Source organism: Burkholderia sp. Ac-20384 (assembly GCF_017104605.1).
In the GTDB taxonomy this organism is placed as follows: Bacteria; Pseudomonadota; Gammaproteobacteria; order Burkholderiales; family Burkholderiaceae; genus Burkholderia; species Burkholderia lata.
The window spans coordinates 1-14853 of the sequence record NZ_JAAGPE010000112.1; the positions used below are offsets into that span (position 1 = coordinate 1).

General features: G+C 68.1%; 10 protein-coding genes. 4 read left to right on the forward strand and 6 right to left on the reverse strand.

Annotated features, from left to right (window positions below; all coding sequences use genetic code 11):
- Positions 1-90: 90 nt before the first annotated feature.
- On the reverse strand, positions 91-1554 hold the full coding sequence (locus tag G3O00_RS21225; RefSeq protein WP_206144219.1) for a metallophosphoesterase: 1464 nt from the start codon (positions 1552-1554) through the stop codon (positions 91-93).
- 200 nt (positions 1555-1754) lie between these two features.
- On the opposite strand from G3O00_RS21225, the gene G3O00_RS21230 reads away from it, so the two are divergent.
- Positions 1755-2603: a class I SAM-dependent methyltransferase gene (locus tag G3O00_RS21230; RefSeq protein WP_206144220.1), complete on the forward strand. Its 849-nt coding sequence runs from the start codon at positions 1755-1757 to the stop codon at positions 2601-2603.
- 99 nt (positions 2604-2702) lie between these two features.
- Here the strand turns inward: G3O00_RS21230 and G3O00_RS21235 are convergent, their stop codons facing one another.
- From G3O00_RS21235 to G3O00_RS21255, 5 genes are all read right to left on the reverse strand, one after another.
- Positions 2703-3014, reverse strand: a complete 312-nt coding sequence (locus G3O00_RS21235) for a hypothetical protein (RefSeq protein ID WP_011355475.1) — start codon at positions 3012-3014, stop codon at positions 2703-2705.
- A 52-nt stretch (positions 3015-3066) separates the two neighbouring features.
- Positions 3067-5088 carry a BCCT family transporter gene (locus G3O00_RS21240; protein WP_206144221.1) on the reverse strand — a complete coding sequence of 674 codons (2022 nt, stop codon included), beginning with the start codon at positions 5086-5088 and terminating at the stop codon, positions 3067-3069.
- A 318-nt stretch (positions 5089-5406) separates the two neighbouring features.
- Complete coding sequence (locus G3O00_RS21245; RefSeq protein ID WP_174932315.1) at positions 5407-6594, reverse strand: porin; 1188 nt, start codon at positions 6592-6594, stop codon at positions 5407-5409.
- A 110-nt stretch (positions 6595-6704) separates the two neighbouring features.
- Positions 6705-9125 carry a glycoside hydrolase family 31 protein gene (locus G3O00_RS21250; RefSeq protein ID WP_206144222.1) on the reverse strand — a complete coding sequence of 807 codons (2421 nt, stop codon included), beginning with the start codon at positions 9123-9125 and terminating at the stop codon, positions 6705-6707.
- Positions 9126-9152: 27 nt separating this feature from the next.
- Positions 9153-10424 (reverse strand): MFS transporter, encoded by a 1272-nt coding sequence (locus G3O00_RS21255; protein WP_174932319.1) that lies wholly within the window; start codon positions 10422-10424, stop codon positions 9153-9155.
- 472 nt (positions 10425-10896) lie between these two features.
- Between G3O00_RS21255 and G3O00_RS21260 the strand changes: the two genes are divergently transcribed.
- Genes G3O00_RS21260 through G3O00_RS21270 form a run of 3 tightly spaced genes read left to right on the forward strand, consistent with a single transcriptional unit; the run spans position 10897 to position 14782 of the window.
- Positions 10897-11841 (forward strand): MurR/RpiR family transcriptional regulator, encoded by a 945-nt coding sequence (locus G3O00_RS21260; RefSeq protein ID WP_041493328.1) that lies wholly within the window; start codon positions 10897-10899, stop codon positions 11839-11841.
- Positions 11838-12845 (forward strand): isoaspartyl peptidase/L-asparaginase, encoded by a 1008-nt coding sequence (locus tag G3O00_RS21265; RefSeq protein ID WP_206144223.1) that lies wholly within the window; start codon positions 11838-11840, stop codon positions 12843-12845. The genes G3O00_RS21260 and G3O00_RS21265 overlap by 4 nt, the downstream gene beginning before the upstream one ends.
- Before the next feature lie 29 nt (positions 12846-12874).
- Complete coding sequence (locus G3O00_RS21270; protein WP_174932321.1) at positions 12875-14782, forward strand: dipeptide ABC transporter ATP-binding protein; 1908 nt, start codon at positions 12875-12877, stop codon at positions 14780-14782.
- The last annotated feature ends 71 nt before the right edge of the window (positions 14783-14853 follow it).

Sequence of the window (14853 nt, forward strand, 5' to 3'; positions counted from 1 at the left end):
TCGCCAGGCCGGCGAGCACGGCCGCCGTGGCCAGCGCGCGCAGCGTTTGCAGGCCGCCTGCATCGCGGCCGTCACATCGAACTCCTTCACTCACGGCGCAATGAACCCCGTCTTGTCGCAGGCGAGCGTCGTGCCCGACTGGTTGCACGACGCGAGCAGCTTGCCGGCCGCCGAGTACGCGTGGAACACCCAGCCGGTCGCCGGGGCGGCGCGGCGTTCCATGATCAGGAAGCCGAAGCTGTTGTTGTGCGACAGCCGCTCGATCACGGCGCCCGGTGCGGGCGTCAGGCCGGCCGGGAACGGGTCGGGCAGCGCGACGTCGAGATTGTCGCCGCCGTTGCCGGACACGATCGTCGCCGGATGCCCGGACGAGAAGTTGATCGCCTGGAAGTCGTGTACGTGCCCGTGCAGCGCGACGTGCACGCCGGGCGGATAGTACGCCTGCGCGTTGAGGCTCGACATCACCGATTGCAGCGCGAGGTTGCCCGGCGCGGGCGTGCTGCCGGCGATCGGCGCGAACGCGAGAATCGGATGGTGGTTCGTGAAGATCGTCGTCGTCATGCCGGCCTTCGACGCGAGCGCGGCGACCGTCTGGAACTGCTTCTGGTAGATGCCGAATTGCGCGTCGGTCGTCTTCAGCGGCGTGCGGCCGACCTTCGCGGTGTCGAACACGATCACCTGCGAGCCGCCGCCGAGCGACACCGCATAGGGTTCCGAATAGTTCGCGTTGTTGTCGTTGGCCGGATCGTCACACGAGCGCGCGGCCGAATACGGGCGCGGATCGAGGAAGCGGAACCAGCCCTGGCCCGCGCGCGCACATTCCTCGTGGTTGCCGCGCACGACGACCCACGGTGCCTTCGCGAGCAGCGGGGCGGCCGGACGGAACAGGTCGGCCTGCCACGTATCCCAGCCATAGCCCCACGGGCTGTCCTTGCAGCCGGCGATGTCCGGCGGGCACGCGTTCTCGCGATAGTGGTAGTCGCCGATGTGCATCACGAGATCGGGCGACAGTTTCGCGACGCTGGCCGCGATCGTGTCGAGCGGCCAGACCGACGCGTCGTTGCACGCCTGCCACGCGTTGTCGGCCTTCTTCATGCGGCAGCCGGTGTCGGCGATGATCGCGATGCGTTGCGGCTGCGCCTTCGGCAGCGGCAGCGTGCGGCCCGCGACGTTTGCCGCCTGCGCGCCGGCCGGCAGCGTCATCTCGCAGACGGACACCGGGAAGCTCGACGGCTTCGAATCGGACGGATCGCTGGCGGTCGGCCGCTGGGCGATGGTCGCGGCGCCCGTGCGCAGCGACATGCGCAACAGCTTGCCGTCGACGGTCAGTTGCGGGCACAGCGGATCGCTGGCCGACGCGGGCGTGTAGTTCGTGATGACGCGCGCGATCGCCTGGTTCGACTCGCCGATCTCGACCCATGCGGCCTGGACGTTGACCGACGCACTCGCCGGGTCGGCCGGCGAATCGATGTGGTTCGAGCACGCGGACAGCGCGGCGAGGGCAACAAGGGGAGCGCAGCGCACGAGCAGCGCGCGCGTGAGGAGTCGTCGCATGAGAGGCACCGTAGGAAAGTCGTCAACGATACGCAACACGAATGTAAGAAATGTGAAAAGAACGGGGGGCGACAGGGGCTTGCACGCTGGCCGGGCGTCGACATTGCAGCGGCAGGTCGCGGCCGGAGGGCCTTGACCTCAAGCCGGCTTGAAGCAGCACAGTGCGAGGCACGATCAACGAACCAGAAGGGGAATCGACGATGGAAACCAGCCGGCCCAATGATGAACAATCCGCGCTATGGAACGGCCCGTCGGGGCGCGCGTGGGTCGATACACAGGCGCCGATCGACCGGATGTTCGAACCGCTGGAGAAGTTGCTCGTGGATGCGGCGGCCCCGTCGTCCGCGTGCAGCGTGCTCGACGTCGGCTGCGGCACGGGCGCCGTCACGCTCGCGATCGCGCGGCGGCTCGGTGCGGACGCGCAATGCACGGGTATCGATATCTCGGCCCGGATGATCGACGCCGCGCAGGCGCGTGCCGAACGCAGCGGCGTTCCCGTCCGCTTCGTGTGCGCGGACGTGCAGACGCACGCGTTCGAGACCGCGAGCGTCGACCTGATCGTGTCGCGCCTCGGCGTGATGTTCTTCGACGATCCGGTTCGGGCTTTTGCGAATCTGCGGCATGCAGCGCGGCCGAATGCGCGGATGCGGTTCGTCGCGTGGCGCGGCGCGGCCGACAATCCGTTCATGACGATCGCCGAGCGGGCCGCCGCGCCGTTGCTGCCGAACCTGCCCGCGCGGCGGCCCGGCGCGCCGGGGCAATTCGCGTTCGGCGACCGGCAGCGGATCGCATCGGTGCTGTCGGACAGCGGCTGGGCGGACATCGCGATCGAGCCGGTCGATCTGGCGTGCGCGCTGCCCGAGCCCGCGCTGGACGACTACATCACGCGGCTGGGCCCGGTCGGGCTCGCGTTGCTGCCGGTGGACGATGCAACGCGGCGACGCGTGGTCGACACGATGCGTGCCGCGTTCGCGCCTTACATCGACGGCGCGGATGTGCGCTTCGACGCAGCATGCTGGCTCGTGACGGCGCGGGCACCGTCCGCATAACGTGTTGCGCTCAAGAAATGGATCACGGAAGGGGCGGCCGGTTCGCCCCGCACGTTGTCGCTCGCGCGGGACGAAGCCGGGCCGCGTGATGCATGCGCGTCAGCGTCGCCGCGCTCGCAGCATCAACCACGCGCAACCGCCAGCGACCAACGCGAGACCGAGCAGGACGGCTTCGACGCCGAGCGCAAACCCGGGCGGCATGTCCCCGGTGTCCGGCATCGGCGACAGGTTGATGCCCATCGCGATGGCGCCGCCGGCGAGCAGCGCCGCGCAGACGATCCAGTAGACCTTGCCGCGCGGCGCCGCGGCCCGGATTCGCCACAGCGCGATGCCGGCGCCGCCAAGGTAGAGCAGGGCGAGCGTGCCGAGCGCGATGACATCGGACGCGCGGCTTTGCAGGAGCCCGGTCATCGTGCGGCTCCGTCGCGCGTAGCAGGTCGCCCCGGCACACCAAAGGCGGGGCTCATTCGGCCTCCGTCGCGTGCCCCGGCGCGCGGCTCAGCAGATGCGTGCGCTTGTCGGCCGCGAGCGACACGTAGCGCTCGTACTGGCGCAGCACGTCGGCAATCACTTCGTCGCCGCGCAGGTATTCGACGTCGTAGCCGAGTCGCCCGTCCTCGAAGAACGTAACGATCCCGTACACGTGGGCCCGTTCCGCTTCCGGCTCGGCCGCCTCGCGCACCAGGAACGCGGCCGCGGATTTCACGGTCACGCGCACGCCGTACACGAAATCGCGGTGGTCGGCGGTCGGCACGGTGAGCCGTACGGCATCGTCGCTGTCGCGCTGCACGTTTGCATCGACGCCGCTCGCGCGCAGCTCGTCGGCGACTTTGCGCAACGCGGGCTCGACCGTCTCGGCGACGAACTGGCGCGCTTCGGCTTCGGTCGTCTGCCGCAGGATGTGGGTCAGGCGGTGGCGCCAGTGCTGGCCGGTCCAGAAGCTCGTCGCGGGCGCGACGTCCTGCGAATAGTGCACGCGGTCGGCCGCGAGCCCGCGCCACAGCCCGTAGCAGAGTGCGATCATGATGATCGCGACCGGCAGCGCGGCGATCAGCGTCATCGCCTGCAACGCGCCGAGCCCGCCTGCGACGAGCAACACCGCGGCCGTCACGCCGAGCAGCGCGGCCCAGAACAGCCGTTGCCACACGGGCGAGTGCGCGTTGCCGCGCGTCGCGATCTGGTCGATCACGAATGCGCCCGAATCGGCGGACGTGACGAAGAACACCGCGATCAGCACGATCGCGACGATCGACAGCAGTTGCGGCATCGGCAGGAAGTCGAAGAAGCGGAACAGCAGTGCGTCGACATTGGTGGCCGTCTGCGCGAGCGCGCCGGCCGCGCCGTGGGTATCGAGCCAGATCGCGCTGTTGCCGAACACGGTCATCCATACGAGGTTGAACGCGGTCGGCACGAGCAGCACGCCGATCACGAACTGGCGAATCGTGCGGCCGCGCGAGATGCGCGCGATGAACATGCCGACGAACGGCGACCACGACACCCACCATGCCCAGTAGAGGATCGTCCAGCCGCCGAACCAGCCTTCCTCGCGCGGCGGTGCGTATGCGTACGTGCGGAACGACAGGTCGACGAGGCTCGACAGGTACTGGCCGATGTTGTCGCCGAGCGCGCGCAGCAGGAAGGCGGTCGGGCCCGCGACGACCACGAACGCGAGCAGCAGGAACGCCAGCAGCAGGTTCAGCTCGGACAGCCGCCGCACGCCCTTGTCGAGGCCGGTTGCGGCCGATACGCCCGCGAGGATCACGACGACCGCGACGAGCCCGATGCGAAACAGGTTGCTGCCGGTGTCCCAGCCGGCGACGGTATGCAGGCCCGCGCTCAGCTGCATCACCCCGTAGCCGAGCGTCGTCGCGATGCCGGCGACCGTGCCGACCAGCGCGAACGCGTCGACCGTGTGGCCGATCCAGCCGTTGATGCGCTCGCGCAGCACCGGATACAGCCCCGAGCGCAGCGTCAGCGGCAGGTTGTAGCGGAAGCCGAAGTAGGCGAGCACGAGCCCCATCAGCCCGTAGATCGCCCACGCGTGGAAGCCCCAATGGAAGAACGTCATCAGCATCGCCTCGCGCGCGGCGGCGGGCGTGCCGGGGTCGACGGTCGGCGGTTTCAGGAAGTGCTGCATCGGCTCGCCGACGCCGAAATACATGAGGCCGATGCCCATGCCGGCTGCGAACAGCATCGCTGTCCACGATACGAAGCTGAATTCGGGTTCGGCATCGTCGGGGCCGAGCCGGATGTTGCCGAAGTCGCTCGCGGCGATCAGCACGAGAAACACGAGGAAGCCGGTGACGGCGAGCACGTAGAACCAGTCGAAGCGCGCGATGACCCATTGCTGGCCGGCGGAGAACAGCGCGCCGGCTTCGCTCGGGCGCAACGCGCACACGACGAGCAGCGCACCGATGACCGCGAGCGCGGGCAGGACGACCTGCGGCTTGAATGTCGTGCGGGGCGAGGGACGGGAATCTGGCATGGCGGGCATCCAGTTGTGGGCGCAACGAGGCGCGACGCCGCCCGGCGCGTACGTCACGCGTCGGACCCTGATACGGCGTGCGTCGAGTGTACCGCGGTGTCAGGACTGCAAGAAGGGGGCATGCAGAAGGGAAAACCTGACGAATTGTAAGGTATTGAGGGGATCGAGAAAACCCGCGGGGTTCGCCCGGCGGGCTGACAGGGCGCTGAAAACGCGGTGGCGGACGTGTATCGGGCGCCCGGACGGCACGCGTGGAGTGCGAGAAATGCGTGTCGTCCGGGGTAAGGGCAAGCGCGCCGAAGGCGCTGCCGCGCGGGTTCAGAACGTGACGGCGATGCCGGCCATGCCGACGAACTGGCCGTGCGTCGTCGACGGCGTGAGCTGCTGCGAATCGCCGACGATCGGTGCCGCGTCGATCACGTGGCCGGCACCTTGTGCTCCGAGCGTCTGCCCGCTCGAATGCGTGTACGCCTGCAGTGCATAGAGCGTCGTGCGCTTCGACAGACTGTACGACTCCTTCAGCGAATACTGCTGGTAGCGGGCCGCACTGTTGACGCCGTTCGCCTTCGACGCGAGCGTGTACGCGAACGCGCCGGCCACCGAGAACACCGGCGTGAAGCGGTACGCGGCGAGCGCGCCGTAGGTGTTGAACACGGCCGTGTCCGTGAACGCGGAGCCGTTGCCGGGCAGGTACTTCACGTTCGAATAGTTGAGACCCACCGTCAGGTCGCCGAGCGTGTAGTTGCCGGCCGCCGCGAGCTGCTCGACGGCCTTCGCGGTGAGGTAGCCCTGGTTCAGCACGGACACCGCGAAGCTGCCCGACGCGGCAGTCGCCGGATTCAGGAAGCCGGCCGACGAGCCCGAGCTGTTGATGCGCAGGTAGCCGGCCGCAACGCCGATCGGACCGTTCGCATAGCGCAGCGCGGCGCTGAACGTGTTGCCCTTGCCGGTCGCGCCTGCAATGCCGCCGAATGCGTACATCGCGCTCGCGGTCAGCCCGGCGAAGGTCGGCGACGTATAGGTGACCGAGTTGTTCACGCGGGTCGTCGTGTCGAGGCCGTCGATGTCGCCCGGATGCGCGCCCGTCGCGCCGGTCAGCCAGCTGCTCGACGCGTACGGGCCGACGAACAGGAAGTAGGGCGTGTACTGGCGGCCGGCGGTCATCGTGCCGTAGTGATCGTTGCGCAGGCCGACGAACGCCTGGCGATTGAAGATCAGGCCGGCGGCGGATTGCGCACCGTTGTTCAGGTTGAAGCCGGATTGCAGGTCGAAGATCGCATGCGTGCCGCCGCCGAGATCCTCGTCGCCGCGCAGACCGAACTTCGACGCGTACAGGTTGCCGTCGCGCATGTAGAGGTTCGAATGGCCCTGCTGGTTGTTCACGTACGCGAGCGAATCGTCGACGACGCCGTACAGCGTCACGCTGCTCTGCGCGTGCGCGGCGGTCGTACCGAGCGACGCGGCCGATAAAATGAGGATTGCATAGCGGTTGACGGGTGCTTTCATTGACGATCTCCAGATCTCTTCATCTTTTCAAAGGGGCGGGAGGCTCGGTCGCCTCCTCTGCGGTGGGCGGCGGGCCGCGTGAACGGCCCGCCTTGCCTCGGTAATGCGGTTCAGCTGTCGAACGCGACAACGAGGCGGCGCCACGTGCCATCCTGCGCATCCTGCTCGACGCGCGCGCCGCGCACGGCGACCGGGCCTTGCAGCGACGCGGGCAACAGGATCTCGACGCGGTCGGCCGGGCGTGCCGGGCGGCCGTCCCAGCGCACCGATACGCCGAGCACGCCCGACGCCTCGCGGCCGGTCTCGATGCGCCACAGCCCGTAGTCGCCGTCGCGCCATGCTTCCGTTTCGCCGTCGTCCTCGACGCATTCGCCGTACGCGACACCGTCCTCGACACGCGGCGCGACGAGGAAGCCGCGCGTGTCGGCACGTGCGCCGAAATGCTGTTCCGCGACGTTCAGCGGCAGCACGCGGCCCTCGCGCAGCAGCATCACCGGCGTGTCGAGCGGCGCGGGCAGCGTCACGCTCGTCCCGCCGTCGAACGACTGCGCGCTTGCGCAGCACATCCAGCGCGCGCCCGACGGCAGGTAGGCGGTGCGTTCCGCCAGGCCGGGATCGACCACCGGCGCGACGAGCAGCGCGTCGCCGAGCATCATGTCGTCACCTTCGTCGTAGCAGCGCGCATCGCCGGGGAAATCGGCGAAGGTCGGCCGCAGCACGGGCTCGTAGCGCGTCGTCGACAGCCACAGCAGGTGATAGAGGTAGGGCAGCAGCCGGTAGCGCTGCTTGATCAGCGACGCGATCTGCGCGGTGATCTCCGGGTACATCCACGGTTCGTTGACGGTGCCGTCGTCGTTCCATGAATGGATGCTGAAGCGCGGCATGAAGATGCCGAACTGCACCCAGCGCAGCAGCAGTTCGGGCGACGGCGCGGGCCCGGAGAAGCCGCCGATGTCATGACCGATGTTCGACACGCCCGACAGCGCGAGCCCGAGGCCCATCTTCAGGTTGTAGCGCAAGGTTTCCCACGACGTGTAGTTGTCGCCGGACCAGGTCTGTACATAGCGCTGCATGCCGGCGCCGCCGGAGCGCGACACGAGGAACGGCCGCTGCGCCGGCGCATGCGCGCGCTGCGCTTCGCGCGACGCGCGCATCATCAGCATCGTCTGCAGCACCTTTGCCTCGCGCGCGGGATACGGCTGGCCGAAGCCGTGCGCGATCGCATCGGGCGACCAGATCTCGTACTCGTTGTTGTCGTTCCAGGTCGACTCGATCCCGTATTCGAGCAGCGCCGACGTGACCTGCTCGCGCCACCAGCGGTACGCGTCAGGCTGCGTGAAGTCGAGATACGCACCGACCTCGTCCCAGAACTGCACCCATGCGGGCTCGCCGGATGCCGAGCGGATCAGCAGCCCACGCTTCGCGGCATCTTCGAATGCGGGATGGTCACGCAGCAGGCACGGCTTGATGTTCGCGCACAGGCGGATGCCGTGGTCGCGGTAATGCTTCACGAAGCCCTTCGCGTCGGGAAACTTGTCGCGGTTCCAGTTGAACACGTAGCGCTTCGCGCCGATCGACGTATAGCCCGACGACAGGTGGAACGAATCGCACAGGATGTCGTGCGTGTCGCACTGCTCGACGAACTGGTTCATCTGCTGCTGCGCGTCCGGCGCATCGGTGTAGCTCATCGTCGAGCCCGAATAGCCGAGCCCCCATTTCGGCGTGCGCGCGGGGCGCCCGGTGAGCCACGTGAAGCGCCGCGCGGCCGCGAGCGGCGTGTCGGGCGACGCGATGAAGTAGTAGTCGAGATCGCCGTGCTCGGCGACGAAATAGCGGTACGGGCCGTGATAGTTGTCGAGCTCGCGGCCCATGTCGAACGAGCAGTCCGACAGCGTGTCGTAGAACAGCCCGAACCCCTGGCAGGCCTCGGGCGACCACGTAATGTAGAACGGGATGTGCTTGTACAGCGGGTCGGTGTGCTTCGCGCTGTAGCCCATCGCGTCGATGTTGCGCATCTCGAAGCGCGCGCCGGTGCGATCGAGGTCGCCCGCGCGTTCGCCGAGGCCGAACACCTTGTCGCCACGCTCGCGGGCGACGTAGTGATACGCACGATCGTCCCACCAGCCGAAGTTGTACGCCTGCGTCGCGCGGTCGGCGAGGGCGACGCGCCACGTGCCGTCCGCGCCGCGCATCGACCACGTGCAATGGCCGCCTTGCCGGCGGATCGCGACGCGGATCTGCGCGGTCTCGATGCACACGCCGTCGTCGTCTTCGACGAGCGTATAGGCGGGCAGTGCGAAGCCGTCGAGGTCGAGGCGGTCGCGCCCGTCGAGCGGCACGTCGTCGAGGCCCGGTGCGATCGACCACGTGCGCGGGTTGCGCGCCGTCGCGTCGGGCAGCACGCGCACCCGCACGATGTCGTCCTCGAGCACGAAGATCTCGACGGTTGCGCCCGCCTCGGACGCGAGCAGCACACGGTTCGCGTGCTGGCCGGCGACGCGGAACACGGGCGGATGAAGAAGCGAAGTCATGAATGCGGTTCCTGGTGAGAGCGAAGGTCAGGCGTGCCGTGCGAGCAGGCGTTCCTGCTTCGACTGCCCGCGGATCAGCACCGCGAGCAGCGTGACGCCGATGAGGTCGAACAGGCCGAGGCATGCGAACAGCGGCGCATAGCCGATCTTGTCGGCGAGCGCGCCGACCAGCAGCGAGAAACCGAGCCCGCCGATCCACGCGGCCATCCCGGCGAAGCCGCTCGCGGTGCCGACTTCCTCGGAATCGAACACGTCGGCCGACAGCGTGTTGACGAGTGCGGAGATCATCTGGTGCGCGAAGCCGCCGACGCAGAACAGCGCGATGGCCGTGTACGGCGACGCCACGAGCCCGATCATCGCGGGCCCGAGCATCAGCACCGCGCCGAGCGCGACGCCGGCAACGCGCGACCACACGAGCGGCAGCTTGAACCGCTTCGCGAGATATGGCGACAGGTAGCCGCCCGCGATGCCGCCGAGGTCGGCCGCGAGAAACGGCATCCACGCGAAGATCGCGATCTGCTTGAGTTCCATGTGGCGCTCGGTCGCGAGATACAGCGGAATCCAGAAGCTGAAGGTCTGCCATGCGGGCTCGGCGAAGAAGCGCGGCAGCGCGATGGCCCAGAAGCGCCGTGCGGTGACGACGTCGCGGATGCGGCGCTTCGACACGGGCGGCATCGTCGCCTGGCCGTCGCGGATCAGCGCGCGCTCCTGCGGCGTGATGCGCGGGTGGTCCGCGGGCGACCGGTATTGCGTGTACCAGAGCGCGGCCCACACGAAGCCGAGCGCGCCGGTGGCCATGAACGCGGCCTGCCAGCCGAACCGCATCGACAGGAACACGACGAGCGGCGGCGCGATCGCGGCGCCGAGCGACGTGCCCGCGTTGAAATAGCCGACCGCGACGGATTTCTCGCGATCGGGAAACCATTCGGCGACAGCCTTCATCCCGGACGGAATCGCGGCGGCTTCGAACAGGCCGAGAAAGCCGCGCAGGATGCCGAGCGACAGCCAGCCCGACGCGAAGCCGTGCGCGACGCCGACAACCGACCAGAGCATCGCGAACAGCGCGAACCCGAGCCGCAGCCCGATCAGGTCGACGACGAAGCCGCACACCGGCTGCATGATCGTGTAACCGATCTGGAATGCGCCGACGATGTACGAATACTGCTGCGTCGAGATCGAAAAGACCTGCTTCAGCTCGGGGGCGAGCACCGCGAGGGAATTCCGTGCGAGGTAGTTGAGGATCGTGCCCAGACATACGAGCACGATGATCCACCAGCGCAACGCCTTGACTGTCTTCACTGCTGTCTCCTGTCGGGCAGGGCCGGCGCGTGACGCCGGCCCGATCCATGACGATCATCCGTTCGGGATGGCTTGTTTCGATTTATTCGTACGATGTCCGATCTTGATGGGCGCCAATTTTCCCGATTCGCGTCGGAATAATGGTGTTCAAGCGAACATTTCGTCGTCTTTGAAGGCTAATGTTATCTGACGACTGATCATTTTCGAACATCCTATGTTCGAATTCGAATCCGGTCAACGTGAAATTGCATTCGAACGAACTTGCTCGGGGTTTTCCCCATGAGCGAGGGCCGGCAGTACACGTGGCGACGTGCGGCGATTCCGCGCCAAAAGCCCACGGGGCGGGGCTGTCCGAGCGTTCGGGCGATCGGCGGGCGCGGACAGGAGCGTGACAACCCTGATGAAAATTTATTTCTTTTCCGGATCGGAGTTGTGTAAATTCATTTTCACTATCCTTGCAATAACCCTTCGCATGACGCCTCTCGTTCCGCACGACGCCAGTCAAGACGAACCCGCGATTGCCGAGCGGATCGCGTCGGCTATGCCGTTGATGACGCCGATCCACCGCCGCATGGGCGAGTTCGTGCTCGCGAACCCGTTTCGCGCGGCGACGATGCGGATCGACGAACTCGCGCAGGCCGTGAACGCGTCGATCGCGACCGCGAACCGCTTCGCGAAGGCGCTCGGTTTCGACGGCTATCCGGCGATGCGCGCGGCGCTGGTGCGTGGCTTCGAGGCGACGCTCGGGCCGGTCGAGCGGCTGCGTTCCGCGCAAGAGCAGGAGCCTGGCGTACGTGGCGCCGTATGGATCGACGCGGTATTCGACCAGGCCGTCGCGAACATCGAGAACACGCGCGCGCAACTGGACGCAGCCGATGTCGAGGCCGCGGTCGAGGCGATCGTCGGCGCGCGTCGCGTGCTGATCCTCGGCGCGGGGTCGAGCGCGTTTCTCACCGGGCTGATGGAGCACGGGCTGTCCGTCTGCCATGACAACGTGCAGTCGCTCGCGTTGCTCGGCGGCCCGTCGCACGCGGCGCGGCGCCTGTATACGGCCGACTCGCGCGATCTCGTGATCGCGCTCGCGTTTCCGCGCTACGTGAAGGACACGATCGAACTCGCCCGTCGTGCGGCCGCGCGCGGTGCACGCGTGCTGGGTATCTCCGACGGCCCGCAATCGCCGCTTGCGCCGATCGCGTCGCTGAACCTGTACGTCAAGGCCGAACGTCGCTTCGCGGCCACGTCGGAAGCGGCCGTGCTCGCGATGATCGAGGCGCTGATCGACGCGGTCGCGCTGCGCACGCACCGGTCCGCGAAATCCGCGGCCGAGATGACCGAATTCCTGCTGCCTTGGCTCATGCAGCCGCAAGCGACGCCACCGGCAGCCAATCCTTCTACTCACCGTCCGAAAAAAACATGACTTCACCCGCGATCGTTGCGATTCACGGCGGCGCAGGCACGATCCTGCGCGATGCGATGGATTCCGATACCGAACGTCAGTACCGTGCCGAACTGACCGCGATCCTGACCGCCGCGCAGCAGGTGCTGGCCGATGGCGGCAGCGCGCTCGACGCCGTCACCGTCGCGGTTCGGATGCTCGAGGACTGTCCGCTGTTCAACGCCGGGCGCGGCGCCGTCTATACGGCCGAGGGCAAGCACGAACTCGACGCGGCGGTGATGGATGGCGCGACGCTCGGCGCCGGCGCGATCTGCTGTGCGACGCGCGTGCGCAATCCCGTGCTGGCCGCGCGGCGCGTGATGGAAGCCAGCGAGCACGTGCTGTTCGCCGGTGAGGGCGCCGATGCGTTCGCGGCGGCGCAGGGGCTCGAACTCGCGGAACCGGGTTACTTCCACACCGACGCGCGTCACGCGCAGTGGGTCAAGGCGCGTGCAGCGGCGGGCGCGATGCTCGACCACGACGCGGCGACGTTCACGTCCGGCGCTTCGCAATCACAGCAGCAACAGCAGCCGCCCGAACCGCTCGATCCGGACCGCAAGCACGGCACGGTCGGTGCGGTTGCATGCGACCAGCATGGCCATATCGCGGCGGCGACGTCGACGGGCGGCATCACGAACAAGCAGCCGGGGCGTGTCGGCGATTCGCCGATCATCGGCGCGGGCTGCTATGCGGACGACGCAACCTGCGCGGTGTCGTCGACGGGCACCGGCGAGATGTTCATCCGGCTCGCGACCGCACATGACGTGGCTGCGCAGATCGCGTATCGCGGCGCGTCGCTCGCCGACGCCGCGCACGACGTCGTGATGAACAAGCTGCCGCGCCTCGCGGGCCGCGGCGGGATCATCGCGGTCGACGCGCAGGGCAACGTCGCGATGCCGTTCAACACCGAAGGGATGTACCGCGGCTACGCGCGCGTCGGTGAAGCGCCGGTGGTCGGCATCTATCGCGACGACGATACGGCCTGAAACCGGACCGCACGAGGAGGAGACCCACGATGACTTCGAGCCGTAACCCGTCCGGCCTGGTGCTGCCCGAGCAGCGCGTGGTGGCCGTCGACGACCTGTCGGTCACGTTCCGCCGCGAAGGCACGACGTTCGACGCGGTGCGCAACGTGTCGTTTCACGTCGATCGCGGCGAGACGCTCGCGATCGTCGGCGAATCGGGCTCGGGCAAGTCGGTGACGTCGCTCGCGCTGATGCGGCTCGTCGAGCACGGCGGCGGCGCGATCACGAACGGCCGGATCGCGTTCCGCCGGCGCGGCGGCGCGCTCGTCGATCTTGCGCAGGCCAGCGGCGCGACGATGCGCGGCATTCGCGGCGCGGACATCGCGATGATTTTCCAGGAGCCGATGACGTCGCTGAACCCGGTGTTTACCGTCGGCGACCAGATCAGCGAGGCGATCGCGCTGCATCAGTCGAAAAGCATGTCGGAAGCGCGCGCGGAAACGCTGCGGCTGCTCGAACTCGTGCGCATCCCGGAGGCGCGCCGCGTGTTCGCGCGCTATCCGCACCAGTTGTCGGGCGGGATGCGGCAGCGCGTGATGATCGCGATGGCGCTGTCGTGCCGGCCGTCGCTGCTGATCGCCGACGAGCCGACGACCGCGCTCGACGTGACGATCCAGGCGCAGATCCTGCAACTCGTGCGCGGGCTGCAGGACGAAATGAACATGGGCGTGATCTTCATCACGCACGACATGGGCGTGGTGGCCGAAGTGGCCGACCGCGTGCTCGTGATGTATCGCGGCGAGAAAGTCGAGGAGGGCGAATCGGATCGCATCTTCGCGGCACCGGAGCATCGCTACACGCGTGCGCTGCTCGCGGCCGTGCCGAAACTCGGCTCGATGCAGGGCACCGATGCGCCCGAGAAATTCCCGCTGCTGAAGGTGGAGGGCGCAAGCGCGGCGGCACCGGCGGCGTCGCCCGCTCCCGCGACAAACGACGATGTACAGCCGCCCGTCGATCAGTCCGCGTCGCCGATCCTGCGCGTAAGCGATCTCGTGACGCGCTTCCCGGTGAAGAGCGGCGTGTTCGGCCGCGTGTCGCAATACGTGCATGCGGTCGAGCGCGTGAGCTTCGAACTGCGCGCGGGCGAGACGCTCGCGCTGGTCGGCGAATCGGGCTGCGGCAAGTCGACCACCGGCCGCTCGCTGCTGCGCCTCGTCGAATCGCAGAGCGGCTCGATCGAGTTCGACGGCCGCGACATCAGTGCGCTGAAAGGCCCGGACCTGCAGGCGCTGCGCCGGAACATCCAGTTCATCTTCCAGGATCCGTTCGCGTCGCTGAACCCGCGCCTGACCGTCGGCTTTTCGATCATGGAGCCGCTGCTCGTGCACGGCGTCGCGAGCGGCCGCGAAGCGCAGGCGCGCGTCGACTGGCTGCTCGACAAGGTCGGCCTGCCGCCCGAGGCCGCGCGCCGCTATCCGCATGAATTTTCGGGCGGCCAGCGCCAGCGGATCGCGATCGCGCGTGCGCTCGCACTGAATCCGAAGGTCGTGATCGCCGACGAGTCGGTGTCGGCACTCGACGTGTCGGTGCAGGCGCAGATCGTCAACCTGATGCTCGACCTGCAGCGCGAGCTTGGCGTCGCGTACCTGTTCATCTCGCACGACATGGCCGTCGTCGAGCGCATCAGCCATCGCGTCGCGGTGATGTATCTCGGCCAGATCGTCGAGATCGGCCCGCGCCGTGCGGTGTTCGAGGCGCCGCAGCACCCGTACACGAAGAAGCTGATGAGTGCGGTGCCGGTGGCCGACCCCGCGCGCCGGCATGCGCCGCGCCAGCTCGCGGCGGACGAAATCCCGAGCCCGATCCGCGCGGTCGGCGACGAGCCGGTCGTCGCGCCACTGGTCGCGGTCGGCCCCGATCATTACGTCGCGACACACCGCGTCGGCGGCGCGTACTGAAGAAATGCATCGCCACGGCGATGCGCGAACTTGCAGGAAGTCGAAACCGAAACGCCCGTGAGGCGTCACCG